The organism is Exiguobacterium sibiricum 7-3 (genome assembly GCF_000620865.1).
In the GTDB taxonomy this organism is placed as follows: domain Bacteria; phylum Bacillota; class Bacilli; order Exiguobacteriales; family Exiguobacteriaceae; genus Exiguobacterium_A; species Exiguobacterium_A sibiricum_A.
In genome coordinates, this window is record NZ_KK211190.1 from 1,627,196 (window position 1) to 1,653,610 (window position 26,415).

29 protein-coding genes are annotated in these 26,415 nt (G+C 48.4%); 10 read left to right on the forward strand and 19 right to left on the reverse strand.

Annotated elements, in window-relative coordinates; genetic code table 11:
* Positions 1–58: 58 nt before the first annotated feature.
* From P402_RS16415 to P402_RS0109370, 4 genes are all read right to left on the reverse strand, one after another.
* Complete coding sequence (locus tag P402_RS16415; protein ID WP_034769893.1) at positions 59–373, reverse strand: ArsR/SmtB family transcription factor; 315 nt, start codon at positions 371–373, stop codon at positions 59–61.
* A gap of 81 nt (positions 374–454) precedes the next feature.
* Positions 455–739 (reverse strand): hypothetical protein, encoded by a 285-nt coding sequence (locus tag P402_RS0109360; RefSeq protein ID WP_026828436.1) that lies wholly within the window; start codon positions 737–739, stop codon positions 455–457.
* Between the two features lie 12 nt (positions 740–751).
* Positions 752–1,189: a VOC family protein gene (locus P402_RS0109365; protein ID WP_026828437.1), complete on the reverse strand. Its 438-nt coding sequence runs from the start codon at positions 1,187–1,189 to the stop codon at positions 752–754.
* Positions 1,186–1,761 carry a GNAT family N-acetyltransferase gene (locus P402_RS0109370; RefSeq protein ID WP_026828438.1) on the reverse strand — a complete coding sequence of 192 codons (576 nt, stop codon included), beginning with the start codon at positions 1,759–1,761 and terminating at the stop codon, positions 1,186–1,188. The genes P402_RS0109365 and P402_RS0109370 overlap by 4 nt, the downstream gene beginning before the upstream one ends.
* Before the next feature lie 194 nt (positions 1,762–1,955).
* On the opposite strand from P402_RS0109370, the gene P402_RS0109375 reads away from it, so the two are divergent.
* A complete protein-coding gene (locus tag P402_RS0109375; protein WP_026828439.1) occupies positions 1,956–2,714 on the forward strand; it encodes a bacteriorhodopsin in 759 nt (252 codons plus the stop codon).
* A gap of 52 nt (positions 2,715–2,766) precedes the next feature.
* Here P402_RS0109375 and P402_RS16420 read toward each other — a convergent pair whose 3' ends face one another.
* Entirely contained in the window at positions 2,767–3,207 is a 441-nt protein-coding gene (locus P402_RS16420; RefSeq protein ID WP_051525145.1) for a hypothetical protein, read from the reverse strand.
* Positions 3,208–3,365: 158 nt separating this feature from the next.
* The gene (locus P402_RS0109385) at positions 3,366–4,250 is read right to left on the reverse strand and encodes a LysR family transcriptional regulator (protein WP_026828440.1); all 885 of its coding nucleotides are present in this window, start codon (positions 4,248–4,250) and stop codon (positions 3,366–3,368) included.
* Between the two features lie 131 nt (positions 4,251–4,381).
* Here P402_RS0109385 and P402_RS0109390 point away from each other — a divergent pair, with 131 nt between their 5' ends.
* The gene (locus tag P402_RS0109390; protein ID WP_026828441.1) at positions 4,382–5,572 is read left to right on the forward strand and encodes an MFS transporter; all 1,191 of its coding nucleotides are present in this window, start codon (positions 4,382–4,384) and stop codon (positions 5,570–5,572) included.
* 98 nt (positions 5,573–5,670) lie between these two features.
* Here P402_RS0109390 and P402_RS0109395 read toward each other — a convergent pair whose 3' ends face one another.
* A complete protein-coding gene (locus P402_RS0109395; protein ID WP_026828442.1) occupies positions 5,671–7,377 on the reverse strand; it encodes a methyl-accepting chemotaxis protein in 1,707 nt (568 codons plus the stop codon).
* A gap of 160 nt (positions 7,378–7,537) precedes the next feature.
* Between P402_RS0109395 and P402_RS0109400 the strand changes: the two genes are divergently transcribed.
* Positions 7,538–8,590, forward strand: coding sequence for a C45 family autoproteolytic acyltransferase/hydolase (locus tag P402_RS0109400; protein ID WP_026828443.1), 1,053 nt, complete (start codon positions 7,538–7,540; stop codon positions 8,588–8,590).
* 53 nt (positions 8,591–8,643) lie between these two features.
* On the opposite strand, the gene P402_RS0109405 is transcribed toward P402_RS0109400, so the two are convergent.
* From P402_RS0109405 to P402_RS0109435, 7 genes are read right to left on the reverse strand one after another with little or no spacing between them, the layout of a single operon-like run.
* Positions 8,644–9,117: a GNAT family N-acetyltransferase gene (locus P402_RS0109405; RefSeq protein WP_026828444.1), complete on the reverse strand. Its 474-nt coding sequence runs from the start codon at positions 9,115–9,117 to the stop codon at positions 8,644–8,646.
* 18 nt (positions 9,118–9,135) lie between these two features.
* Positions 9,136–9,723, reverse strand: a complete 588-nt coding sequence (locus P402_RS0109410) for a GNAT family N-acetyltransferase (protein ID WP_026828445.1) — start codon at positions 9,721–9,723, stop codon at positions 9,136–9,138.
* A 51-nt stretch (positions 9,724–9,774) separates the two neighbouring features.
* Complete coding sequence (locus P402_RS0109415) at positions 9,775–10,527, reverse strand: VLRF1 family aeRF1-type release factor (RefSeq protein ID WP_026828446.1); 753 nt, start codon at positions 10,525–10,527, stop codon at positions 9,775–9,777.
* A 13-nt stretch (positions 10,528–10,540) separates the two neighbouring features.
* Entirely contained in the window at positions 10,541–11,710 is a 1,170-nt protein-coding gene (locus tag P402_RS0109420; protein ID WP_026828447.1) for a hypothetical protein, read from the reverse strand.
* A 15-nt stretch (positions 11,711–11,725) separates the two neighbouring features.
* Positions 11,726–12,562: a YitT family protein gene (locus tag P402_RS0109425; RefSeq protein ID WP_026828448.1), complete on the reverse strand. Its 837-nt coding sequence runs from the start codon at positions 12,560–12,562 to the stop codon at positions 11,726–11,728.
* Between the two features lie 12 nt (positions 12,563–12,574).
* Positions 12,575–13,705: a M20/M25/M40 family metallo-hydrolase gene (locus P402_RS0109430; protein WP_026828449.1), complete on the reverse strand. Its 1,131-nt coding sequence runs from the start codon at positions 13,703–13,705 to the stop codon at positions 12,575–12,577.
* 15 nt (positions 13,706–13,720) lie between these two features.
* Positions 13,721–14,641: a cation transporter gene (locus tag P402_RS0109435; RefSeq protein WP_026828450.1), complete on the reverse strand. Its 921-nt coding sequence runs from the start codon at positions 14,639–14,641 to the stop codon at positions 13,721–13,723.
* 224 nt (positions 14,642–14,865) lie between these two features.
* Here P402_RS0109435 and P402_RS0109440 point away from each other — a divergent pair, with 224 nt between their 5' ends.
* Complete coding sequence (locus P402_RS0109440; RefSeq protein ID WP_026828451.1) at positions 14,866–16,008, forward strand: AI-2E family transporter; 1,143 nt, start codon at positions 14,866–14,868, stop codon at positions 16,006–16,008.
* Here the strand turns inward: P402_RS0109440 and P402_RS0109445 are convergent.
* Positions 15,958–16,524: a DedA family protein gene (locus P402_RS0109445; RefSeq protein WP_026828452.1), complete on the reverse strand. Its 567-nt coding sequence runs from the start codon at positions 16,522–16,524 to the stop codon at positions 15,958–15,960. The genes P402_RS0109440 and P402_RS0109445 overlap by 51 nt on opposite strands.
* Before the next feature lie 54 nt (positions 16,525–16,578).
* Between P402_RS0109445 and cls the strand changes: the two genes are divergently transcribed.
* A complete protein-coding gene (gene cls / locus P402_RS0109450; RefSeq protein WP_026828453.1) occupies positions 16,579–18,018 on the forward strand; it encodes a cardiolipin synthase in 1,440 nt (479 codons plus the stop codon).
* 497 nt (positions 18,019–18,515) lie between these two features.
* Complete coding sequence (locus P402_RS0109460; protein WP_026828454.1) at positions 18,516–19,025, forward strand: MepB family protein; 510 nt, start codon at positions 18,516–18,518, stop codon at positions 19,023–19,025.
* Positions 19,026–19,145: 120 nt separating this feature from the next.
* Here P402_RS0109460 and P402_RS0109465 read toward each other — a convergent pair whose 3' ends face one another.
* Genes P402_RS0109465 through P402_RS0109480 form a run of 4 tightly spaced genes read right to left on the reverse strand, consistent with a single transcriptional unit; the run spans position 19,146 to position 22,388 of the window.
* The gene (locus P402_RS0109465) at positions 19,146–19,454 is read right to left on the reverse strand and encodes a PTS sugar transporter subunit IIB (protein ID WP_026828455.1); all 309 of its coding nucleotides are present in this window, start codon (positions 19,452–19,454) and stop codon (positions 19,146–19,148) included.
* Positions 19,451–19,780 carry a PTS lactose/cellobiose transporter subunit IIA gene (locus tag P402_RS0109470; protein ID WP_034769897.1) on the reverse strand — a complete coding sequence of 110 codons (330 nt, stop codon included), beginning with the start codon at positions 19,778–19,780 and terminating at the stop codon, positions 19,451–19,453. Before P402_RS0109470 ends, P402_RS0109465 begins: the two co-directional genes overlap by 4 nt.
* Positions 19,780–21,063, reverse strand: coding sequence for a PTS sugar transporter subunit IIC (locus P402_RS0109475; RefSeq protein WP_026828457.1), 1,284 nt, complete (start codon positions 21,061–21,063; stop codon positions 19,780–19,782). Before P402_RS0109475 ends, P402_RS0109470 begins: the two co-directional genes overlap by 1 nt.
* Positions 21,060–22,388: a 6-phospho-beta-glucosidase gene (locus tag P402_RS0109480; protein WP_026828458.1), complete on the reverse strand. Its 1,329-nt coding sequence runs from the start codon at positions 22,386–22,388 to the stop codon at positions 21,060–21,062. Before P402_RS0109480 ends, P402_RS0109475 begins: the two co-directional genes overlap by 4 nt.
* 188 nt (positions 22,389–22,576) lie before the next feature.
* On the opposite strand from P402_RS0109480, the gene P402_RS0109485 reads away from it, so the two are divergent.
* The 4 genes from P402_RS0109485 to P402_RS0109500 all read left to right on the forward strand — a co-directional run bounded on the left by P402_RS0109485 (position 22,577) and on the right by P402_RS0109500 (position 26,400).
* A complete protein-coding gene (locus P402_RS0109485) occupies positions 22,577–23,311 on the forward strand; it encodes a GntR family transcriptional regulator (RefSeq protein ID WP_026828459.1) in 735 nt (244 codons plus the stop codon).
* On the forward strand, positions 23,308–24,012 hold the full coding sequence (chbG, locus tag P402_RS0109490) for a chitin disaccharide deacetylase (RefSeq protein ID WP_026828460.1): 705 nt from the start codon (positions 23,308–23,310) through the stop codon (positions 24,010–24,012). Before P402_RS0109485 ends, chbG begins: the two co-directional genes overlap by 4 nt.
* A gap of 196 nt (positions 24,013–24,208) precedes the next feature.
* Positions 24,209–25,225, forward strand: a complete 1,017-nt coding sequence (locus P402_RS0109495) for an ROK family transcriptional regulator (protein ID WP_026828461.1) — start codon at positions 24,209–24,211, stop codon at positions 25,223–25,225.
* A complete protein-coding gene (locus tag P402_RS0109500; protein WP_026828462.1) occupies positions 25,222–26,400 on the forward strand; it encodes an MFS transporter in 1,179 nt (392 codons plus the stop codon). Before P402_RS0109495 ends, P402_RS0109500 begins: the two co-directional genes overlap by 4 nt.
* Positions 26,401–26,415: the final 15 nt, after the last annotated feature.

A 26,415-nucleotide genomic window follows, 5' to 3' on the forward strand; every position in this document is an offset into this window, starting at 1 on the left:
TTTTTCTTAAACTGAATATAACCGTTTCGTTATATTTGAGACCACTTCATACGTTAATCTAACACTGGTTTAGTTGAAGATCCGGCAAAGGTGTCGTCGTTAAAATCGTCATCAGTAGATTGTACTGGGAATGATTCGGATTGAGACGAAAATAGATCCATTGCCGCTCACGCCGTTCCAAAATCAAATGTGCCTGCCGTAATAATTTTAGATGACGGCTGACCGCGGGTTGCGAAATATCAAACAGTTCGACGAAATCACAGACACAATGTTCACGGACCGCAAGACGACGCAGAACTTCAAGACGTGTACTGTCACTGAGCAGTTTCAAGAACTGGCTCATCTCTTCGACCGGTTTTACGGTTTGAATCAATGGAAGACCTCCTTTTTAATATGAACGAAAAAAATCGTCAGCCAACACATACAGACGGACGATTTTAATATAACTATTTTATTATATAACCTTTTTGTTATTCAAGTCTTTTTTTGCCTGTCGTTTGACGAAACGCGGATACAGTTGATTGACCGTCAAAAAGTAGACAAAAAAGACCGCAAAGTAAAAATTGATGAATTTTTTCATTTCTTCGGTGCTCAGCCAGATTGATTCATCGTACATCAACCGTCCCGATGCCGTGATGACGACAGGATGCGTCGCAAGCGTCAGACCGATCAGGACGAATAAGCAAACACCAAGATCATTGAGCCAGACTTGAGTGCTGCCTTTTGAATTACGAAACATTTTTTCCCTCCTTTAGTTTAAGATGGTTTCCGCTATTTCCAATATGATGCCTTCCGGTCCCCTGACATAACAAATTCGGTACGTTTCTCCAAACTGCTCTGCCGGACTGATCGAAGTATAGCCCTGCTCGTTCACGATTGTCATCATCGCGTCAAGCGACTCGACATTGAGACAAAGATGACGAAGACCTGCCGCGTGAACTTCGTTTGATGATTGACCAGTATCGACTGGAGTCTGATATTGAACGAGTTCAAGCCACGTCTCTCCGTCGGGTACGCTGAGAGCGGCACACGAAGTCGTGACGTCACGCAAACCGGTAATCCGGTCGAGTTGCGGTCCGGACGAGTCCCATTCACCTTTTACGACGAATCCCAAGCTGACGAAAAAGCGTGTCACTTCCACTAGATTCAATACGTTGATGCTGACATGATCAATTCGGTTCACTTTCATACCGGTTTTTCCTCTTGGTGTTGTTGCATGATTGCTTGATGGTCTGATCGCAAGAGGGAGAAAATCCGTCCGTCATGCGATGTCCCGCCTTGGAACAGGTACCCGCGTAACACGCCTTCCTCTTCGAACCCGAGTCGTGTAAGCAGTTGAATGGATGCCTCGTTTTCTAAAAACGTCACGGCACCCATCCGGTGTAATTCCAGTGTCTCGAACGCATATTCAAAAACAGCTTGAATCGCTTCTGCTGCATAACCATGCCGCCAGTGCGCAGGATCAAGCTCAAAGCCGATCTCCGCCTTTTTGCTGTACAGACTCAAGTGATTCAGACCAAGCGTCCCGATGAACGTCCCACTGTCACGGATCATGATGCCCCAACGGATTCCTTGTTGCGTATCATACGTCTGTTTGAAAGATGCGATGATGTTCAAGGCGTCGCTTTGCTCACGCAACGGATTCATTCCGTAAAAACGGGTTACATCTTCGTTCGAGAGAATATGAAATAGGGCCGGTCCATGTTCAAGCTTCACTTCCACCAGTTGGAGACGCGGTGTTTCTAATGTCGGAAAAGTCATGTTCATTCCTCCAGTTTTGATGTTTTGGTTTCTTCGTCCCGAACGGTTCAAAAAGTGCGTCCAACTTGTGTCATCAGAGCATGCATCAGCACATTTCTTAACGATTGGAACAACTTGTTCTTTCATCTATCGCTCTATACTAAACATATAGGATATAGAAGCGCATGTTTTGTGTAATGAAGGAGTGACTGATCATGGAAGAAGTCAATTTACTCGTTCTTGCCACGCAGTATATGTTTTGGGTCGGATTCGTCGGCATGGCTGCTGGGACACTCTACTTTTTAGTCGAACGGAATTCGCTTGCACCGGAATACCGATCCACCGCCACCGTCGCAGCACTCGTCACCTTTGGTGCTGCCATCCATTATTACTTCATGAAGGACGCCGTCGGAACGTCCGGTCTGTTATCGGAAATCGATGGCTTCCCAACGGAAATCCGCTATATCGACTGGCTCGTCACGACGCCGCTGTTGCTCGTCAAGTTTCCGTTATTGCTTGGTCTGAAAGGCCGGCTTGGGCGGTCGTTGTTAACGAAACTGATCATCGCCGATATCATCATGATCGTCGGGGGCTACATCGGTGAATCATCGATCAACATCGCCGGTGGGTTCACGCAACTCGGACTATGGTCGTATCTGATTGGTTGTCTCGCCTGGATTTATATCATCTATCTGCTGTTTACGAACGTCACGAAAGCTGCTGAAAACAAACAGGCTCCGATTCGTGATGCCCTGTTGAAAATGCGTTTGTTCATCTTGATCGGTTGGGCCATCTATCCGATCGGTTATGCCGTCACGCTGTTTGCGCCGGGCGTTGAAATCCAGCTCGTCCGCGAATTGATTTACAACTTTGCCGATTTGACGAACAAGGTCGGGTTCGGTTTGATTGCCTTCTTCGCGGTCAAAACGATGTCGTCCCTATCGTCGTCCAAAGAAAAAACGCTGACGTCCTGAACGGATGCTTGAAACAGTTCCGCCTCGCGGTGGACTGTTTTTTTGATTCTTTTCATTTTTCCAAGTGGTTAAACTCATGGTAATCGCTTTTACTGGAAAACCCGACCAGTTCGACACGTCCGTTGCGATTAACATTGTACTCATACGCAGCATCCGGTTCGTTTTGAAAGACGACGGTTATGAAATAGGGATTGACGTGCTGATATCCGTCTTTTTGAAAAGGAACGGTTGAGATGGTCCACTTTTCGCCTGGAAACTCCTTCGCAAGATACGGTTTGACGGCTGCCACGTTTTCCTGAATCTGCGCTTTGATATCCTCATCATCCGTCTGGCTCATTAAAAAACTTCCGAACATCAGACAGAGCACTCCTGCAGTCATCAAAGCCAGCATACGCTTTTTCCCCGTCTTCACTAAGCCGAATACTACAATCGGAAGCACAATCAAACCGAATATCCCGTAAAGAATCCATTCAATGATTTCATGTGGTCCCATATCCGTACCCTCCTTTTCATTCTTTCTACACTATTAGGGTTCCACCTTCGAAATCCCTTCTTTTTCCATAAAAAAACAGGCATCCGTTTGGGATACCCGTTTCAAATAATCAATCCTTGACCTGATTTATGACTTCTTATGAAAAAAACAGAGCTCTGTCATTTTTCTAATGTGTCGGGAGTAAATAGCGTGAGTGCTGTTTGAATAAAAACATCCGTCGCCTTTGAAGTATCTTTTTTGTTCCGCACGGCCAATTGGATATTACGAAACGTCTTCGGTGTGAGTTCACGATATATAACGTGATCGGGTAACGTCCCGATGCTTTGTTTCGTCGTAATGGTCACCCCTAATCCTTCCTGAACCATACTTATTCCCGTCTCGAGCTGATCCATTTCAAACCTGACTTTCGGAATCAGGTCATGTTCTTCGAATAAACTGTAGATGTGCTTTTCGACACCATCCTTCCCCATTAAGAGGGGTTGCTCTTTCAAATCGAGGATACTCACGGTTTCCTGAGCGGCCAAAGGATGACGGACCGGCAGAAGGACAATCAGTTGATCCTCTGCAAGGGCAATCGTATCGAATTCTTGATCCGTCGAAGTGATGATTCCCACATCCACGCATTCTGTCCGTAACCATTTTTTAATCTGATCGATTGTTCCTTCCCACAACTTAATCTCCAGTCCGGGATACTGTTCCTCCATCGTCCGAATGATTTTAGGCAGAAAACGTGTATATGCGGTCCGGTAAGCACCCACATGAACTTTTCCGATTTCTAATCCGCGTTCTGATGCCACCAATTCATCTACTTTTTGGAACTCACTCGTGATTTTCCGAAGAATGACCAGAATCTGTTCGCCGACCTCCGTAAAAAACAACCCGTTCTTTTTATCTCTTTTAATCAACTTGGTTCCGAGCTGCGCTTCAATCGAAGCGACCGTCCGGCTGACGGCCGGCTGCGTCATGTGCACGTGTTCTCCGGCTTTAGTAAAGCTGCCCGTCTCGGCAATCTGGATGATGAGTTCTATTTGTGATCTGTTCATAACGTTTTTGGTATGCCCCCTATGACAAATATGCATTTTATTAAGAAGTACAGCTACTGTACTATGAGTAAGTATTTCAAACAACCCGAGAGTTGAAAATACAAAAGTCATAAACCGAGGTGTACCGTATCATGTCAAACATATCGAAAATTTATTTATTAGCAGTTATCAGCTTCTTGAATGGGACATCCGAATATGTCATTGCCGGTATTTTAGATAAGATTGCTGATGCCAATCATATTTCCGTCTCTTCCGCCGGACAACTCATTACAGTATTCTCCATTGCCTTCGGAGCAGGAACACCTTTTCTGATTGCAATGACGGCTCGATTGGAACGAAAGAAACTGCTTGTCTATGCGCTGACGATTTTTTCCATCGTCAATGTGCTGATTGCTTTCTTGTCAGGTTACGAAATGTTAATGACCGCCCGAATCCTTTCCGCCCTTTGTGCGGGAGTCATTCAAGTGACGCTGTTAACGCTTGCTGCCGTCTTGGCAGCCCCCGGAAAACAAGGGGGTGCGATTGCCACGGTCGTCATGGGAAATAGTACAGCCTTAGTCGTCGGCGTTCCGATTGGACGGGTCGTAGCCTCCCACTACGAGTGGAATGTCATTTTCATCGGTCTTGGCCTGATTGGATTACTGCTCTCCGTCTTAGCACTGGTGATGATCCCACAAACCAAGGCCGAGGAACCCGTTCCATTACGTGAACAATTTAAATTCTTCATGCAACCGCGAATCTCAGCCTATCTGCTCATTACGTTCCTTTGGTTGGGCTCGTATTCCGTCGTATTCACTTATATTTCTCCGTATTTCCTGGATGTCTTTAACATGAGTAACCAAGGGGTGACGACGGCACTGTTCCTATTTGGAATCGCAAGTGCCATCGGTTCTAAATTAGGCGGATTCGGAACCGACAAATGGGGATCGTTCCGAACGCTGGCTGGAAGCATGTTGCTTCATGCACTCGCCTTATTCCTGTTCCCGTTCATCGGACAATCGGCTTCCCTGTTCTACGTTTTACTTGTTTTCTGGGCACTGGCAGCCTGGTCTTCCGGAACACCGATTCAATTCCGACTCATTACGCTTGCACCTTCAGCAGCTAGTATTGTGTTAAGTCTGCATAGCGCCTTCGGACAAATCGGGATGGCAGCAGGTGCCGGAGTCGGCGGAATTGCTGTCAAAAACAGCTTATTGCATTATTTGCCATGGATTGGTGCTTTTGCACTCGCCGTTTCAGTCGTCGTCATTCTCGTCGACAACAAGCTGTCGAAGTCGGTAGAGACGCGGCAAACAGCAGAACCATTCTATGCAGAGAAGTGAGTTTGACTCTTCTTTTAAAAAAACAAACGGTCTGAATTCTTTTCTATAGAATTCAGACCGTTTGTTTTTTGTTTTTTAGTTAGATGAACAGGTACGACTTACACATGAAAACGACTTGATAATCGTTTCAAATCTTCCGCCATCGTCGCCAGTGATTGCGACGCCGACGAAATTTCCTGCATCGAAGCCATCTGTTCTTCCGTCGAAGCCGAGATGTTTTCCGTTCCTGCGGCCGTACTTTCCGTCACCGATTGAATCTCACGCATGATCGCGGAAATCTGTTCGCTGCCGGCCGCCATTTCCTGGACAGCACCGGAGACTTCCTCCACTTGTCCCGTCACGTCACTGATCGAACGTTCAATCGCTTGGAACGAAGCGCTCGCTTCTCCGGCAACTTGAATCCCGTTCGTCATTTCTGCCGTCACCTTCTCCATCGACGTAACGGATTGTTCCGTCTCGCGTTGGATGACTTGAATCAAGCTTTCGATTTGTTTCGCAGCAAGTGCCGACTGCTCAGCGAGCGTCTTGACTTCCGCTGCGACGACTGCAAATCCACGTCCCTGCTCCCCGGCCCGCGCCGCTTCAATCGCCGCATTAAGTGCCAACAGATTCGTCTGCGCCGCGATTCCGGTGATCGAATCGGTAATCTGACCGATTTCCTGCGACCGGTTTCCGAGTCCGACGATCACTTGACCCAGTTCCGTGAAATCGGTGTTAATCCGTTCCATCTGCTGACCGAGTTGGCTGACGACCTGACCGCCGTGCATGACTTTATCCATCGCGTCGCCCGTTGCGTCCGTCATCTGTTGGGCGTTACCGGCGACCTGACTGACACCGGACGTTAAGTCCTGGACGGTCCGCGACGCACCGGACACTTGATTTAATTGCTGGCTTGCACCGCTTGCAATTTCTTCCATCGTCACAGCGACCATTTCCGTCGCTTTTGTCGTTGCTTCCGCATTCGTACTTAATTCGTCTGATGCTGTCGCGACATGTTTTGACGTGTCCGTCATTTCGATGATGACGTGGTGGAGCTGTTCTGTCATCGTGTTGAATGATGTCGTCAATTGACCAAGCTCGTCTTTCGAAACATAATCACCGCGGACGGTTAAGTCGCCCTCACCTGACTGCTTCATCCACGCTTGCAGTGAACGGATTGGTCGTGTAATCAGACGTGTGATGTAAATTGCGAGACCTGCGAATAACAGTAACGCAAGTAGGAAAATCCCGAGCATGATGTAAAATGCTGTCTGCTTTTCCTGCTGGTTCAATGCGTTGATGTCTCTTGATTGTTTTGTCATGGTTTTCATCAAACTTTTCGCTGAGTTGGCAACATTATCTCGGACTTGCTCTAGATTTTCCGAGTAACTCTTATAAGCGTCATCATTTTCATTTCGTGACGCAAAGTCTTGCACTACACTCATTCCGTTGTCGTACGCCAATACATTGTCTTTTAATTCCTCTAATTGCTTGGATGATTGAGCGGTCATCTTAGCTTCACGCTCGTATGTACCTAAAGACGACTGAATTTGAGCTTGACGTATATCAATTTCAGATTGTAATTCTTCGATTCGCTTTTCATCCGTCGTTAGAATCATTTCAACCAAAAACGAGTCGAGTGCTCGAGTATCAATCCGAATTTGAGCAACTTCTTGCACAGGTAGTAAATTTTCTTTGTACATGATTTGCGAGGCATTCGCCATCTGATTCAGGAAATAGAGTCCGGCACTTGCTAGCAAAATCATTGCGACAATTGCTGTCGCGATCAACAGTTGAATCTTTTTCCGTACTGATAAATTTTTCATAGGTAGACCCCTCCCACCTGTTTATCGGTCAATTAAGCAAATGATTCAGTCTTTTTTCATTTTTCATCATCCGGATGTGTTGTACTGAGCCCTTGTTTACGACAGTAGATGACGGATTCGATATAATCAGAATCATACAGAAACCAAAGGAGTGAACGCTGTGCAGTCTGTCTCAAACGAAATCACGCAGTTCCGTGGAACACACTATGAATTCGGCCGCGAACAGGGGCGCTACGTCAAACGAAATGAACTGCTTCATAACCGCGAAGACAACTGGAAGATCCGGGTTCCGCGTTTTCAGGTCGATCCCGTCGAAACGAAAGAAATGTTCTTACGCTATGCCCCGCACATCTGGGACGAATTACTTGGCTTACAGGATGAACTGCAATTATCACTCGCCGATACATTGCTCCACTTTGGTCATTACCGGGTTGAAGGACCAAAAAGTGGCTGTTCGATCATGACCGGCGATAATTTCCTCGTCCGCAACTACGATTATCATCCGATGACATACGACGGACGGTTTTCTGTCTTCCAACCGACCGACGGCGGTTCCGCCATCATAGGACCGGCGTCCCGCGTCACGGGACGGATGGACGGGATGAACGAACATGGTCTCGCGATGGGCTACAATTTCATCAACCGCCGCCGGCCCGGTGACGGCTTCGTCAGTTTCATGATCGGACGGATCATCCTCGAGATGTGTACTTCCGTCGATGACGCGATTTCGCTCGTCAAGGAGATGCCGCACCGCGGATCGTTCAGTTATGTCGTCCATGACCGGTCAAACCGCTCATTCGTCATCGAGGCGACAGCCCGTGACATCGAAGTCCGGGAGACGAATCTCTGTACGAATCATTTTGATTTGCTGCAACATGAAAACCGGTTCCACCTCGACGACTCGAAACGGCGGATGATGGAGCTGAAGACTCACCAGCACATGATCCAAGATGCAGAATCGGCGTTCCGGCTGTTGAACGATTCCGATAAAGGAGTTTTCTCCGACCTGTACAGTCACTGGGCAGGAACGATTCATACATCGGCCTATTTCCCGTCCGACATGAAAGTCTGGTTCGCTTTAGGAGGCGACCAACAACCGGTCGAGTTTGACTTTAAGGACTGGCTGGCTGGAAATGACTTTACGTCGACACATATCAACGGTGAACTCGAAACCGATATCCAGTTCGCCAACACCCTTCAGACCTGGCGCTGAAGACAGTAAAACACCTCGGTTGTCCGCTTGGAACAACCGAGGTGTTTTGTGTGTCAGTTCAATGTTTTCGTCATATGTAAATCCGTCGTAACGAATCCGGTCGTTTCATAAAGATGAATCGCCCGGGTGTTATGAGCAAAGACGTGTAATTTGATTTTTTTAATGTTCATCCGCCGGGCGACCTGTTCAAGCATCTCGATCGCTTGCCGTCCATACCCTTTCCCTTGATGATCTTCTTCGATTTTGAAATCAAAGATAAAGGCGGTTCGACCGTGCGTCGATTCACTTAATTGAAACCAGATCATGCCGACGGGTGGCTGTTCGGTGTCGTCCAAAATCGAAAATAGATAATGCTGTTTCGTGTGAATCCCGTCCGGTAATAATTGACCGTACTCCGCTGCCGAGCGGTCAACGGCTTCGACTTCTGCCCATGTCCCGGCCTTGACCTTCTCCTCGGCATATTCTTTGATCGCTCCCGGTAGATATGCTGCATATGCCGTTTCCGACATTTTTTCAAATTGAATCATCGTCAATCCCCCTTTGTTTCAGTTCGAACGGTTGTCTGTCTGCAGTTCGGCCCCAATGAAATCGTGTGACCAATCCCGTGCAAGCATCGCGTAAACGGCAACATCATGATACGTGTCATATAACTTTTCCGCATCCCGAAGGATTCCTTCCTGCTGAAAACCTAAACGTTCCGGTATCTTCCGGCTTCGTGTATTGCCGACCGCGCATTCAATGACGACCCGGTTCAGTTGTAATGTCGTAAAACAATAGTCTGTGATAAATGCGACGACAGTCGTCATCAATCCTTTGCTGCGCCCGTTCCCGGTCAAATAATACCCGATCGACGTTTGCCGTAACATCTGATTGATTTCGTGTAAGGCAATCGTCCCGACGAGTTCGCCCTCAAAATAGATCCCGCAGGCAAAGCCGTTGCCGTTCGCATAGTCCGTCAACCAGGCCGGAATGATTTCGTTCCGGTAGATGTCGGGTCCCGTCGCTCCGTCGACCCAGCCGAGCCATTGGCGCAAGTGGTCCCGGTTCGCGTCAATCAACGCATACAGCGCGTCGGCGTCCTGGCGTTCGATTAATTTCAAACTTAATTGATTGGTAATATGGTGCATGAACATGTTTCGTCACTCCTTATGTAACGTCTAAAGCTATACTTTAGACGTTGACGCTCAAAATACCTGCTTGAGAATCTGTTCTTGACTCGATTGCGACAAATTTTTATGAATGACCTGTTTTGGTTTGGTCGTTAAGGCCTGCTCGAGGAAGTTCGCTTGCGACCGTTCGCCGATGACGATGATCTGCTCCCAACCGAGCGACCGGTTTAATTTTTCGACCTCTCCCGATAATTCCCGGTAAAACCGTTCTGCCTGCTGTTCGACCCGATCGCGGAAATCGTCCGTCTGATTGCTGCTTGAAGCGCCGCTCCGCCCGCTCCGTCCCTGGTACCGACGCCATTGACCGGTATCGAGATCCAGTTCATACTCGTGCGCCGCGTCCACTTCGCCGAGGCGGACGTCAAGAACGGTCGCGGAATCAAGATGCGTCAAAACGATACCGGTCCGAGGGAATTGTTGGTCCAGTACTTCGAGTTGATTAAGATTTGGTTTAGCGTAATAACTGATTTCATCCGTTACATCGAGCTGGAGCAAATAGACTTCATGGAGCGAATCATCACTTGAGACAAAAGCGACGATACTCCGCAGTAAATCCGTCCGCTGATTGTTGACGGCTTGTTCCAGTTTCGTAAAAACCGCTTCGACAGCCTTTTTATCATCCTGTTCCGTCAACAGGTGTTTCTTTTCATTACGAAGAATCGTCTCCCACTGATTCCGCTTATCCGGTGCCGTGCTCAGATACACCGACAAGACATGCGTCGACCCGTCAAATTCCTTTAACCGTTTGATATCTTCTCCAAGTCCCATGATAATGCCCCCTTTAATAAATGAATGACGCTAAAATCCCGGTGATAAAGACGGATGTGATCGTGACCGTCGAGAAGCCGGCAACGACCATCTTCGGTAAAATCTCATCTTCAATGATCTGGACCTCGTCTTCCGTCTCTCCGATATTTTTAGCTGCTTCCTGACTGAGAATCAATGTACCGGGAAAACCATATAGTGACGTCAAACCGATTGCGATCGCCATCGGGTACGAATAACCGAGGAATTTCCCGGCAAGCATCGCGAACAACACGATCCCGAGTACACCAAGGATGAAGGCGATCAACAGTGGCACAAACAGTTCGACGAGATCCGCAAATGACGTCGTTGCGAGTGGTCCGAAGATAATCAGTAAAATCGCAAGCATCATCAGACCGTAAGCATCAATTCCGTTCAAGACGTTTGGTTTCAAGACGCCGGTCGCCCGTAAAGCAATCCCGAGTAATAAGGCAATGACAAACGTATTGAGCCAGCCGTTCGTCAAACCACTGAGGAAGGACGAGACGATGACGACGACACCGACGACAAACAACGTTCCGGCCGTCGTTTGAAACGGTTCCGGCAATATCGTTTGTTTATCGGATGATTCCGCCGGATCGATTGCTGCTTTTTTCGTGATGCTGCCATCCCGGACTCCGTCACGAATCCGCAACGCTTCCTTGCGCAGAATGACCGACGTCAGTGGAAAACCAATCAGCCCTTGTAAGGCGGCAATCAAGACCGGAAAGACAGCGACCGAGATCAATCCGGCGTTGAGCGCTTGTTCCTGGACGATGATGACGGAAATCGTCCCACCGCTGACCGCGGCAATCGCGCTGAGGACGTAATTCGTATCAAGGAACAGCCGGCCGATCGTAAAGAGTAATACACTGATCCCGATCACCGCTGAAACCCCGATCAGAAACGTTTTCCACTGCCGTTTAAATTCATCGAGACTGATGAGCGTTCCGAGATGGACGATGATCATCCCGACGACGGTCTGTCCGAGTGGCAGCAAAGCTGATGTCGGCAGGAGATCTTCCGGGAACAGGTTGGTCTTGAATCCGATCAAGAAGATGATGGAAGCAACAAATAAGGAAGATAATAAGGCCTTTGTTTTTTTCGAGATATAATCGCTGACCGTCCAGATGAGCATGATGATCGTAAAGGCAATAATCGGTTGCATACGTGTTCCTCCCTTTTAGACGACCGGTTGGTAGTTAAACCCGAGACCATGAACGTCGGCGACATTGTAGACGATGATGAAGGAACCGCGGTCAATTTGATGGATTGCTCGGATGACAGCGGCATATTCGGAACGTTTCATGACGACCATCAGCATTTTTTTCTGTTCTCCCGAGTAGCCGCCTTCAACAGTGAAAACAGTCATCCCCCGGTCAAGCGACGTCAACAGGTAATTGCGGATCTCGTCCGCATGCAACTCACTCGTGACGAAGATCGCTTTTTTCCGTTCAAGCCCGATTTCGATATAGCCCATCACAAACGTCGTGATGACGATCGAGGCGACAGCAAACAAAAACTCTTCCAGACCAAAGACGAAGATGTTAAAGACGACAATCGTCGCATCGGTCAAAAAATAGCCGACGGACGTATTCAGCTTAAAGTATTTATGAAAAATCAACGGTGGAATCGTCGTCCCGCCGCTTGACGCTCCGAACCAATAAAGCGTAGCGACACCGATCGCAAACAGCACACTGCCAAAGGCGACCGAGAAGAAGCGGTCGGAGACAATCATCGTTTCCGGAATGATTCCTAGTGCAAGAGGCAACATCAGACTGCCGAGAACGGACTTTAAGAAGACTTCTTTGCCCAAAAACACGAAGGCAAACAATAACATCAACAGATTGAGAACCAAGACGACAATCGAACGGTCAATACCCAACACTTCTTCCAGCAGAATCCCGATTCCGGTGACTCCGCCCGCTGCGACATGATGTGGTCCTAAAAAGAGATTGATGCCGGCAGCGAGGACAAAAATTGCCAGGATAATCAAAACGGTTTCACGAAACAGTTTCATCACCCGGCCCCCTTACGCTGACGGATCTGGGAAGGACGGCATCTGCCGGACCAGTTCCAAGGCAAAAACGACGGCTTGTTCGAATTCGGTGATTGGAATATATTCTTCGACCGTATGAATCTCTTCATAACCGATCGACACATTGACGACGACTTTGCCTTGTTCATTAAAAACGTTAGCATCCGTGCCACCACCACTCCGTTCAAACCGGGCAGGACGACCGATGGTTTCCAGACAGTGTTTGGCATGTGCGAGCAACGGATGGTCGTCTTCAAAATGATAGCCGGTGATGAGCGGTGTCGCCTTGAAGTCGAGTTTAGCGCCGAATCGTGTCACCTCCTCGTTTAAAATCGTTTCGATTGCTTCGACCTGATCGAGACACTTTTGATGATTAAACGAGCGGACTTCCGCGACGAGCTCGAGGTGTTCCATGACGACATTCATCGCCGTCCCACCCTTCACCTGACCGATGTTCGCCGTCGTTTCGTGATCGATTCGCCCCAGTTTCATCCGGCTGATCGCTTGGGCCGCGACTTCAATCGCCGAAATCCCTTTTTCCGGCTCAAGTCCGGCATGGGCAGCGCGACCGGTCAGACGGATATCCAAGCGATACATCGACGGGCTCGTCGTGATAATGCCGCCGACCGGTCCGCCGTTATCGAGGACGTAACCAAATTTCGCCTGCAGCATCGACATATCGACCGCCTTGGCACCAAGGAGCCCGACTTCTTCTCCGGCTGTCAGGATAAATTCGATCGGACCGTGCCGAATCTGCTGTTCTTTTAAACGTTTGACCAACTCCAGCATGATAGCGATTCCGGCCTTATCGTCCGCGCCAAGGATCGTCGTTTGATCGGACTGAATCCGTCCGTCCCGTTCAAGCGGATGAATGCCTTGACCGGGAGACACCGTATCCATATGTGACGAGAAAAAGACCGGTTCGATCGACGTGTCTCCGTCGAGCCGAGCAACGAAGTTATTGGCGCCCAGTCCCGTCTTTTCTTTCGTCGCATCTTCGTCGATGGTCAGACCAAGCGCCTGAAAACGCCCGATCAAGTCCTGTTGAAACGGACCTTCCGCATAAGATACGGAGTCGATTTTAACCAGTTCCATGAATTCTTGGATCAGTCGTGTCGTTGACATCGGAGTCCCTCCTATTCATTCCGCCCATTTACGATTAGCCGTAAACGCGACGGTGAGCCACTTGGTTTGCGGCAACCATTCAAGTGCCGCGTCGATTTGTTCACGTATCAAATCTTGTTCCAGAATCGAATCGTAGCGGTAGTTTTTGGCGACAATCAGATCAATTTCGATGAAAATCAGACTGCCTGTTTTGGAAATCCGGAGGTACATATCGTCGACTTCGTATTCATCGACGATTTTGGCGACACTCTGTTTGATGTCAATCATCAACCGTTCACTCGTCGACATCCCAAGCATTTCCCGCATCGCTTGAACCATCTCCTTGACCGGATAACGAATCAGAAACAAGACGATCAGCATCAGCATGACCGGATCGACGTACCGGGCGACGTTTTCAAAAGACAACCAAGTCGCAATTCCAGCGATTCCGTAACCGGCGACTGCACCGATTCCCATGATGACGGTCAGACGCCACTGTTCGACTTCCGCTGTCGCTAAAATCGAACGTGCGGACCGATTGAGTTGCTTCAGGTGGCGGTATACGACAAGCGCAATCAAGGCACTGATTGTCAGATAGCCGATGACAAATCCCAGTTCGACCGGATCACCACCCGACCGAATCGTGTCGATGGCAGCGACAAATGCGTAAATAAGTAGGAGAAAGACGATGAGATATTGAAAGAAAACAAGAATGGGTTCCAATGATTCTTTGCCAAACGGGAAGTGGACATCATCCTTGACGGTGATGAACCGACCACCTCGAAGCGAAAAAACACTTAAGACGACACTCAGCAAGGCATAAAGTCCGTCAAACAGAACAAATGAGGAAGAAAGAAGGAATCCGGCGGCAATGCCAAACACCGATAAGAAAAGAGAACTAAAGATGGAACGTTGCAACAACCGGTCTTCGATGACCGGATCTTTTACTTGCGCCAACCGCTTCACCTCCCATAACGGAAGTGGCTATCAGGTCTGCTAAACGATGACAGCATGACACATCTCTGAACAATGAATCGAAGTTAGTTTATGATTACCCCATTTTTTAAGCAAATAACATTTAAATGTGAAAAAGCACATATCTTTCAGAATTTTCACGCTATTTTCAGCAATTTCGGGGAAAGGATACAACATGCCACTTATTTTCGAGGGAGGAGATTGCCTTGTCCGGATTGATTTCCAATCGTTCCTTTCGTATCGGTCTGTTCATCCTGCTTGTCCTTGGCATCATCTATATGGCACGACAGGTCGACTTTCTCTTTTACCCGTTACTCGTCCTGTTTACGACGATTTTCACCCCGTTCATCATCGCCGGGATTTTATTTTACCTCTCCGTCGGTTTCGTCGATTCACTCGAACGTCGTCTGCGTTCGCGCAAACTGGCAATTTTCATCGTCTTGATTTTGTTGCTTGCGCTCATCATCGTATTTCTTTTGACGTTATTCCCGCTGATCACGAAACAGCTTTTTGCGTTCATCAGTGCCGTACCCGGTTTTGCTGAACGTCTGTACACACAATCCCTGTCGCTTTATGCCAAATACGGGACGTCGATTCCGTCACTCGAGAGCCAGTTTTCATCGGTCGAAAGTTCGATGAAAAGCGCGACTACACTCCTCGGGAACGTCTTTTCCTCGATTGCCGGCTCTGTGCTTTGGCTGATTCAGTTGATTGCCTCGACCGTTTTCACGTTATTCATCGCACTTTTTTTATACGTCTTCATGTTGGTCGACGGAAAAAAATTACCGAATGCGCTGGTCCAGTTCATCCCGATCAGTTACCGCAAGGAAGCCCTGCTGATTTTAAAAGACATGAACGGGACGATCCGCTCTTACGTCCGGGCGCAACTGATCGTCTGTACATTCGTCGGGAGTCTCGCGACACTTGTCCTATGGTGGCTTGATGTCCCGTACTTCTTACCGCTTGGTCTGTTCATCTTCGCGACGAATATCATCCCGTACCTCGGACCGTTCCTTGGCGCTGCGCCGGCTGTCTTGATCGGCTTCTTGGATGAACCAATCAAAGGCTTATATGTCATCATCGGCATCACGATCGTCCAGCAACTTGATGCTAATGTCATCTCCCCGCTCGTTCAGGGAAAATCCTTGAAGGTACATCCGATTACGATTACGGTCGTCCTGCTCGTCGCCGGGCAACTGGCGGGAATTCTCGGTATGTTGCTGGCCGTCCCGTTTTACGCCGTCGCGAAGGTCACGGTGCTCAACATCATTAAACTCGCGCAACTTCGGAAAATGGCGTTACGGACGGACAAACCAGTTCCGGATCGTGTCCCGGAAGATCCAACCTAACAAGCAAGAAAGGATTACTAGTCCGGGCAACAAGATGACACCGCCATGGGTCGCCCACCATGTCGAAAACCGATTCAACAGACCATAGACGCCGAGACGATTAACGAGAATCGTCCAGAGCAACGCATAGACGCCGGTTCCGGCTAGCGTCACGAGCACGTAGGGTCGAAACGGATAGGCGAGCAGTCCTGCCATGTAATGAATCGGACGCCGGACACCCGGCAGAAAAAACGACATGGCAATGGCGACCGTTCCTTTCTCCTGCAGAATCACTTCGGCTTTCGCAAGATGTTTATTGGTCAATAACTTTTGAAAGAAGGGAAGTTCGCGAAAAATACGGGGAATGCCGTAAAACAGATTAAAACACACGAAACAAGCGGACCAGACGGATAAAAAAATCAGGATGAGTGCTTGATCCTGGCGTAACCAGCTACTGATTTGGCGGATGACCAACAAATCATCCGAAATCGGGATGAACAAGATACTCGAGATGAACCGGATCCATTCCGAAAACATGCTGTCTTCCCTCCCATCGAAGTCATTCTTTCTGAAAACGAGGTGTTCGTATTGATGGACTATACCCTAATCTTGCCGGTTTTGCTCTATGTTGTCCTATTTGCTAACGTCGCTGCGGCAATCGCCATCCTGTTTTTCGAACGGCGTGACGTCAGTGCAACCTGGGCCTGGCTGATGATTCTCTTTTTCTTACCTGTCATCGGCTTTTTGATTTACTTATTGTTTGGCCGGTCGTTGAAACAAGAGACGTTTTATCACGTCCCGGAAGCACGCCGGTTGGCGCGCGAAGAAGAGCTTTTGGTGCAAGCAAACGACGAAGTCTCCCGCGAAGCACCGCTTTACCCGTATCGGAAGTTGATTCAAGCGAATCGCTCGTCAGGAGCCCTGTTGACGGAAGCAACCGATGTCCGGACGCTGTTCGACGGTCATCAAAAATTTGATACGTTGCTCGCTGACATACAGAGTGCCCAAGTCGAAATCAACATTCAATACTTCATTTTAAAACGCGATCCGCTCGGCGACCGTCTACTGAACGCTTTGTTCGAACAGGCAAAACGTGGCGTCAAAGTCCGTATTCTGTATGACGCCGTCGGCTCGTGGAAACTAAAAGCGAAGGACTTCGCGACGTTCAAACAAGACGGCGGTGAAGTCCGCTCCTTCTTCTCTTCGCCGCTCGGTATCTTAAACCTGCGGATCAACAACCGGAATCACCGGAAACTCTGTACGATCGACCGGCAAATCGGGTATATCGGCGGCTTTAACGTCGGATCGGAATACCTCGGAGAAGACGAACAGTTCGGCTACTGGCGGGATACACACCTCCGGGTCCTCGGCCCCGTCGTCGAAGAACTCGAGTTCTATTTTGAACAGGACTGGGACGCCGCAAGCAACGAGCGGACGGACTGGTCGACTGCCCCGATTCCGCCGCTTGAAGTCGCGACGGACCGAGTGCCGGTTCAAATCGTGACGTCCGGTCCAACGTCGGAGACGGAATACTTGAAAAACATGCTGATTCAGATGATCCACACGGCGGAAAAATCAATCTACATCCAGTCGCCCTACTTTATTCCCGATGCCAGCTTCATGGATGCCTGCCAGATTGCCTTGGCTTCCGGTGTCTCCCTCAAAATCATGATTCCGAACCAGCCGGATCATCCGTTTGTCTACTGGGCGACATATGCGGCGGTCGGCGAATTGATTCAACATGGGGCTGAAGTCTACACGTATGAGATTGGCTTCATGCATGCGAAGACAATTGTCGTCGACGGGAAGATCGCATCGGTCGGGACGACGAACATCGACGCCCGCAGTTTCCGGTTAAATTTCGAGATGAATGCAATTTTGTACGATGCGACGATTGCGGAAGAACTGGAGCTGCTCTTTTTGTCCGATGTTGCCGACAGTGCCTTGCTGACCCGGGAAAAATATGCCGCCCGTCCGCGGATGATCCGCTTTAAGGAAAGTATTTCGCGCCTGTTGTCGCCAATCTTATGATGTTTTGAAAAGCAACATCCTTTTAATAACTGACAAGATGGACGACGAATCATAAACTAACTCATTTATCGCTAAACATACTCATTTTGCATGATTTTGAGTATGTCTAGCGCATTTGACTATGTTTAATGCGTTCATTTTCCTGTTAAACATGTTCATTTGCTATAAAAATGAACATATTTAATGGAAAGAATCATAAACATCTTAAACCAAGAAGAACAACCTTTTTATGTCGCTTTTTAAGAATCGCTTTCACCTCACAGTTCCGACAGGACAGCATGGAAATGCAAAACGCATTCCAACAAAGAGCATCAATCGTCCCGGAAACCTCCGCCCGAAAGTCGGTATTTCTTTTTTTGAATTCGTTTTAGAAAGTCTCATCGATAATCTCCTTTATACTTGAAACGTTATTTTATAATAAATTCAAACATGATTCATGATATGTAACTCTATACTAACTACAGACTACTCAAATCCGTTTAGAGGTGAACTTAAAAGTGCAGGATTTTTTTGAAATATTGAATTATGTAAATAAAATCATTTATGAACCAAATCGTTTACCATTAGATATGGTTCAAGAAGAACCACAAAATTCGAACTATGGTGCTGGAACTTTTAAAATATTTTCCAAAACAGTTCGTTTTCGGGTAGCACATGTAACGCCTACAAAACTAGGGCAGTTTGTTGTTTTTTGGGAAAAAGACAACAACAATAAGAATCAGCCCTATCCATATGATGAAGCCTCTGATTTATTAGTCATCACGACTTTTAAAAATGATACTGAATTCGGGCAATTTATTTTTCCAAAAGAAGTGCTTCTTAAACAAAATATCCTTGCATCTGATTCAACAAAAGGGAAGATGGCGATACGCGTATATCCGAGCTGGGATACACCAACTAGTAAACAAGCAATAGCAACTCAAAAATGGCAGATACCTTACTTTATTGATATGCATGACGCTGGTGATTTGTTGAACGATGAAATAGTTAAACGTTATTCGCTTTAATTTCCCAACAAACTTGAAGCACTCACCTATACGTATTTGTAATGCGTTTATTTCACAAAAAAATACGTTAGCAAATCGACAGGTAGGTCAAACCCAGTCTAATTGCTAACGCCGTTAAAATTATGCTTCAGTCAGTAGTGCTTGTGCCTGTTCGAGGACCAAGTCCCCTTTCATCAGACCATAGGCCATCTGATTGATGATCGCGACGCGAACCCCTTTTGGTTCTGCTACTTGGCGAATCTTTGTTTCTAAATACCGGACTTGTGGTCCGATTAAAATCACATCCGTCTGATCCAAATGATGCGATAATTCACTTTCAGGAATGGCTTCGATCGTCACATCAAGAGCTTGTGCCTCAGCTTGTTCACGCATTTTCCGAACTAAGATGGATGTCGACATACCGGCCGAGCAAACGAGTAAAATATTCATGATTTTTCCTCCAGTCGTGTGAGTCGCGTATACAGTTCGACCATCTCAGATGCTAAATCTCTGACGGTCATCGCTGTCATCAAATGGTCTTGGGCATGAATCAATAGAATCGATAACGGTGTTTCAAGCCCTTTTGCTTCGTCCTGCAGTAAGGTCGTTTGGGCACGATGCGCCTGTAGACTTTCTTGATTGGCTTCTTCCAGTTTGGTTTGTGCTAACGAGAGGTCTCCTTTTTTAGCAGCCTGAATGGATTCCATTGCTGCCGAACGGGCATTACCTGCATGAAGAATCATCGTAAACGATAGGATTTGCAGTTCTTCTGTCATCAGCTTGCCATCTTCCCTTCTGTTTGTTTTTTCATCGCCCGGACACCTGCTGCGACGAACGGGACATAAATCGCTGTCGCAAGCGCCAAGTTGACGACTTGTAGTGCGATTCCGCGCCAACTCCCGCCTGTCACGAGATAGCCGCTGATTAAAGGCGGTGTCGTCCATGGTAAAATCGCGACGGTTTTTGGAACCAGTCCGGTCGACAACGCGACATAGGACACGATTGTTAATGTGACCGGTACCAAGATGAATGGAATCAACATGATCGGGTTCAAGACGATTGGTAAGCCGAAAATCACCGGTTCGTTGATATTAAACAATCCAGCGGGTGTCGATAACTTGGCGACTTCGCGGTAGGGATGATTTTTCTGTTCACGGATGACAAAGAAAATGGCAAAGAGAAGAGCCAGCGTCGTACCGGAACCCCCTATGAATACGAAGGAGTCGAGGAAAGGTTTCGTCACCGTATTTGGGACGTCGTAAGCAGAAGTTCCGCCCTGGAATGCTTCCAGGTTCTGCTGAATCAATGGCAGATAAATCGGTTCGATGACGGCTCCGATGATGTTTGTTCCATGTAAGCCGAAGAACCAGAGGATATGGTTTAAAAAGGCAATCGCAATCGCAGCCGGAAGTGTGTCTCCAAACCCTTGTAACGGTTTTTGGATACTGTTGAAGATGACTTCAAACAGGCTCGATTCAATGGCAAGTGTCATGAATAATTGGAATCCGCCGACGAGGATCAAAATCAACGTTGCCGGAATCAATGCTTGGAACGAGCGGACGACACCATCCGGAACCCCATCCGGCATCGAGATCGTCAACCGTGTCTTCAGTAAGATGCGAAACAGCTCGGTCGTCAAAAGAGAAAGAATGATGGCAACGAATAGTCCTTGCGCGCCGAGCCAGGCAAAACTGAGTCCCCAGTCTTTCGTGACCGGAACGAGAATGATATAGGAGGCGACGGAAATCAGCCCTGCCGACAACGGGTCGACATCGTAACTTTTAGCCAGGCTGTAGGCGATCGAAAAAGCCACCAGCAATCCTAAAACTGCAAACGATCCGTTCCAGATGTTCCCCCCTAACCCCTGCCAGTTTCCTTCTCCAAACAGCCCGTTCATCCAACCGACGAAATCAAGACTGCCGATGGCGGGAAAGTTATTGATTAGTATCGCGAGAGACCCGACGATGATCAGGGGCATAATGGCGACGAATCCATCCCGTATCGCGACGAGATGGCGTTGGGCCCCGATTCTTCCTGCGATTTCAATGAATTTATTCATGTCCGTTGCGCCTCCTTGGATTGAAATTGTGGTAACCATGCTGCGTGCGCAAGCAACATCTCCTCGAGTAGCGGTTGCGCCCGCTTTTCATCTTGAATCAATGGATTCATCAAAAAGGCTAAGTAAGCGTCTTTGGTTGATCCGCTTAACGCGGCTTGAATCGTCAGTTCTTCCATCTGCTTCATCTGCAGAATCAATCCTTTGACGGATAATGGTAATGGTCCGACCGCGATCGGGAGCGGACCTTCTTTCGTAATGACGGCGTTGACTTCGATGACGGCATCGACCGGTAAGTCGGAAATCGCCCCACGGTTTAATGTATTGACGGTCTGGATGTCTCCTCGGTTATTGTGAATCGAATCCATCAAATAGCAGGCAGCATCACTGTAATACGCGCCACCGCGTAATTCGAGTTCAGCCGGTTTTTCGTCCAACTGTTCATCCTGATAGGCTTCGAACAATGTCCGTTCGACTTCCTGGACAATCTCGGCTCGTGTGCCGTTCGTGTTGTAGGTGGCGAGGTCCTTCTCGAGTGTCTCGGCGGTTTGGAAATAGTACTGGTGGTAGGGATTTGGCAACATGTTGACGGCTTGCAAGAAGGCATCGGACCAACCAAGACTGACGATATTCGCCGGTGAAAAATCAAGCTGTTTCGACATCAGTCGCTGCATCACCTCTTCTGTTCGGTCGCTTCCGTCGACAAAAACCCGGCGTCCAAAGACGAAATGGTTTAAACCGATAAACTCGATCGAGACGCGCTTGACATCGACGTGTAAGACTTCGGCAGTCGAGTTCCGCATGTTAAACGGAATGTTGCAGACGCCGATGACTTTCTGATGCGGACCGTGCTTCAATAACGCTTCCGTCACGATGCCGGCTGGATTCGTAAAGTTAATCAGCCAAGCATTGGGACAGATTTCGTGCATCTCTTTCGACAGCTCGAGCAGGACGGGAATCGTCCGGAATGCTTTGAAAATCCCGCCCGCGCCATTCGTTTCCTGACCGATAAAACCGTGTTTCAAAGGAATCCGTTCATCGAGTGCCCGTGCCTCCAACCCCCCGACGCGGATTTGTGTGGATACGAAGTCTGCTCCTTCCAGTGCGTGGCGCCGATTCAAGGTGGCGCTTAAACGAATTGGCAAGCCGGACCGGCGCAGCATCCGCTCCGCAAGCCGGGTAATGATGTCCAACTTGTCTGTTCCGGATTCAATGTCACATAAGACGATTTCAGAAACCGGAAAGGATTCATACCGTTTGATGAACCCTTCGATTAATTCAGGTGTATAACTTGATCCACCTCCGATGATGACGACTTTGATACCCATGATAACAACCTCCCGTTTTTTTGTAACCGCTTCCTCTTTTTCTTGATTGTAATGTATCATACAAAAAGAACAAATGTAAATACAAATTTAAAATGTATTAATACAAATACATTCAATTTGTTATAACATTTGCATTCAGTTGTTTGTTATCGGTACAATAAAAGAAAACTCGTGAAGGAAGGTTCGTCATGGAAACCAACCAATCGCTACATTCTTATATCAAAGAAGAATTGTTAGATCGCATCAAATCGGGACTCTATCAAGCCGGTCAGCAATTACCGACCGAATATGAGCTTTGTGAAGACTTTGATGTCAGCCGGACGACAGTTCGTGCTGCCTTGAATCAACTGACCCTCGAAGGGTACTTGATTCGTCAGCAAGGGAAAGGGACGTTCGTCGCCGATCAAAAAGTACGCCAAACCTTATCCGATACACCGGACACCTATACCGAACAACTTGCCGTCCAAGGCAAACGAGGGCATGTTGCAGCCGTCGATTTAACAGTCGTTCCGGCAAATGCTGCAATCGTCGCAAAATTGCATGTCACGCTCAATGATCCGATTCAACGGATCGAGCGGATTCGCCGGGCCAATGACGAACCCACACAATATGAAATTTCCTATATCCCCTGGCACATTGCGCCAGGCATCACAAAAAAACAATCGGAACATTCTCTCTACACGACACTGCGAGAAACGTTTTCGATTTCCGTCGCCAAAACGACCGAATCCCTAGAAATCACGTTGGCAGATGAACGCATCAGTGCCCATTTGGATTGTGAGCTCGGCATGCCGTGTTTTTATATTGAAACCGTTGCCGAGAACAAGGACGGACAGCCAATCGAATATTCCCGCTCTTATTTCAGAGGCGACAAGACGAACTTCGTCATCGAACGGCATTATGCTGCGGGTGACGCCTTATGAACATTCTCATCAATGCCGATGATTTCGGATTAACACAGGGCATAACAGACGGCATCATTCAAGCACATCAAAGCGGAATCGTGCATGCAACGACGATGATGATGAATGGACGGGTCGTCCCCTATGCCGTGCAACAAGCGAAACGATTCCCGGAACTGAAGGTCGGGGTTCACCTTGTGCTGTCTTACGGACGACCACTGACGACGACCACCACGACATTAACAGATGCGTCCGGTCAGTTCCGCTTTACAAACCAGTACACGGAACAGACCCCACCGGCAGCAGAGGATGTCTTGACGGAATGGTCTGCCCAAATCGATGCTTTTTTGGCAACTGGTCTGCCGCTGCATCATATCGACAGCCACCACCACATCCACGGCTGGGAACCGTTGCAGGAGGTCGTGTTAGAATTGGCGCGTCGTTACGATGTCCCGGTCCGATTTGTTTCAACACTTGAAGACCATCCCGAACATGCGCTGACCAAAACGTTGTATACCGGTTTTTATGGCGCAGGGATTTATCTGGATTTGTGGGAGGAATTGCGTTCACTCGATGCCGATTCGGTCGAAATCATGGTCCATCCGGCTTACGTCGATGCCGATCTTCAAGACGTCAGTTCTTATACGGATTACCGCGAAAAGGAGCTTGCCCTATTGACTGCCCTCACGTTACCGGACGATATGACGCCGCTTACGCGATGATAGATGGTAAGGCGAAGCAAAAATCATTTTCTACACACGAGGGTGGCAGATCACAAGTCTGCCACCCTCATTGTGTTCAAAAAGAATCAGTTGGTTGTCCGATCGTTTCAAAAGCATTTGCCATTTTTCTCTCCGCTTGCTACACTCAATTCGACCACTTATTAAAATATTTTAAAAAGTAGAAAGGAGACTACCTATGGCTGGAACCAATACCGATTTAGTAAGACAACTCCGGCAAGCGATCCTGTTTCAAAGAATCCGGACGATTCCTGAACTGAGTCGTATGTTGTCGGCCAGTTTTCCGACGGTCAAAAAGCATTTGGATCTCTTGATCGCACACGGTGAAATCGACGAACAGGTATCGGAGCTTTCGAATGGCGGACGTCCAGCGAAACAATACCAGTACCGGGCGGAATACGCCGAGGGACTTGCCCTCTACCTTGAACTCGATGCGATCGGCTTTCAGATCTTCGATGCGATCGGGACAAACCTATCGTTTGGCACGGAACCGGTCGAAAAAAATCAACCGCACGTTCCGGCTTTAATCCGCTTGATTCACCGATTACTTGAACAGAATCCGCGTATCAGCTTTTTGAGTGTCGGCGTCGCGGCATCCGTCGAAAACGGACAGGTCTTTTTTGCACCGGATTATCCGTCCCTGCAACAAGTCAATCTGAAACAGACGCTTGAATCCGAGTTCCGGCTACCGGTCGTTGTCGAAAATGACATGAATGCGGCTGTGATCGGATTTCACGAAGCACATCAGCGCAGTCAACAGTCATTGATCTATTTGTACTTAGGGAAAAATGGTCCCGGTTCCGGGATTTTAATCAACGGACAGCTCGTCCGCGGCAGCAGTCATTTTGCCGGTGAAATTTCCGTCGTCCCGCAATACGACAAGAAAACATTCGGACAGGCGATCGCTAAGCGGCAAACCGCCTTGGACACCCAGACGATTGATGCCATCAGCCGCTTGACGACGACGTTCGCTGCGACGCTGAATCCGCATCTGTTGATCTTTAACGGGGAAGAACTGACGGAACACGATCTGGAACAGATCCGAATCAAGACAGCCGAGTATATCCCGGAAGCGCATATCCCGCTTTTGATCCGGAGTAACTGGGAAACCGATTATCTGAACGGTTTGACTAGACTCGGCTTGCAGCTTCTGACCGAACAACCTTTATCAGCGAACAGGAGGACATCTTCATGAGTGGTATCTTGTTACTCAGCATCATCTATCTTGCCTTCATCAGTTTAGGATTACCGGACTCCTTGCTCGGCGTCGCCTGGCCCGTCATGCGGACGGAATTCGGTGCCGATCTCGAAGTCGCCGGTTGGTTGTTCATGACGATTGCCGGCGGAACGATTATCTCGAGCCTGTTCAGCGGTAAGATTCTCAACCGGTTTGAGACGAGTCATGTTACAGCGTTTTGTGCCGCGATCACAGCGAGTAGCCTGCTCGGTTTTTATTTCGCTCCGTCGTTGATCTGGCTGTTTCTGCTCTCGATTCCGCTTGGACTCGGAGCCGGCGTCGTCGATGCTGCCCTCAATCATTTTGTCGCGACCCGCTACAAAGCCCATCATATGAACTGGCTGCATTGTTTTTGGGGCGTTGGCGCAACGACCGGTCCGTTGATCATGGCGGCGATGATGAGTGAATCCGGTGACTGGCGCAGCGGGTATTTGACCGTCGCCTTGACCCAGTTTGGACTTGCCCTCGTGCTCCTTCTCAGTCTACCGCTTTGGAGACAGGCACCGGTCGCTGTTTCGGACGTACCGGACGATTTGTCGTTAACTGATACTGCGTCCAAACGATTGGTTGGTCTGCCGTTCGCACTCGCTTCATTTGTCCTCTATTGCGGCGCGGAAGCCTTGATTGGTTTATGGGGCAGCAGTTATCTCGTCCAAGTAAAGTCGTTTTCGGTTCAGACGGCCGCGACCTGGATTTCCGTCTATTACGGCAGTATTACAGTCGGGCGATTTTTAAGTGGTTTCTTATCGCTCCGTTTAACGAACCGTCAGTTGATCCGGACCGGACAAGGAACTGCCTTAGTCGGCAGTCTGTTGTTTTTCCTCCCACTGGATGGTTTGATGTTTACCGGTTTCATCTTGATTGGACTTGGACTCGCTCCGATTTACCCGGCGATGTTACATGAGACACCGGTCCGGTTCGGACGGGATGCAGCAAAACGCTTGATGGGGATTCAGATGGCGTTCGCTTACAGCGGCAGTACGTTTTTACCGCCCTTGTTCGGTGTCCTCGCTTCGCTCTTGACGCTGAAGCTGTTCCCGGTGACAGGATTCCTGATGATTTTGTTCCTGCTGCTCTGTTCCGAACGTCTCAATCGTGTTCTTGCCAAACGGGCGTTGTCCCGCGCTTCCTAATTCTTCAGAAAAGGA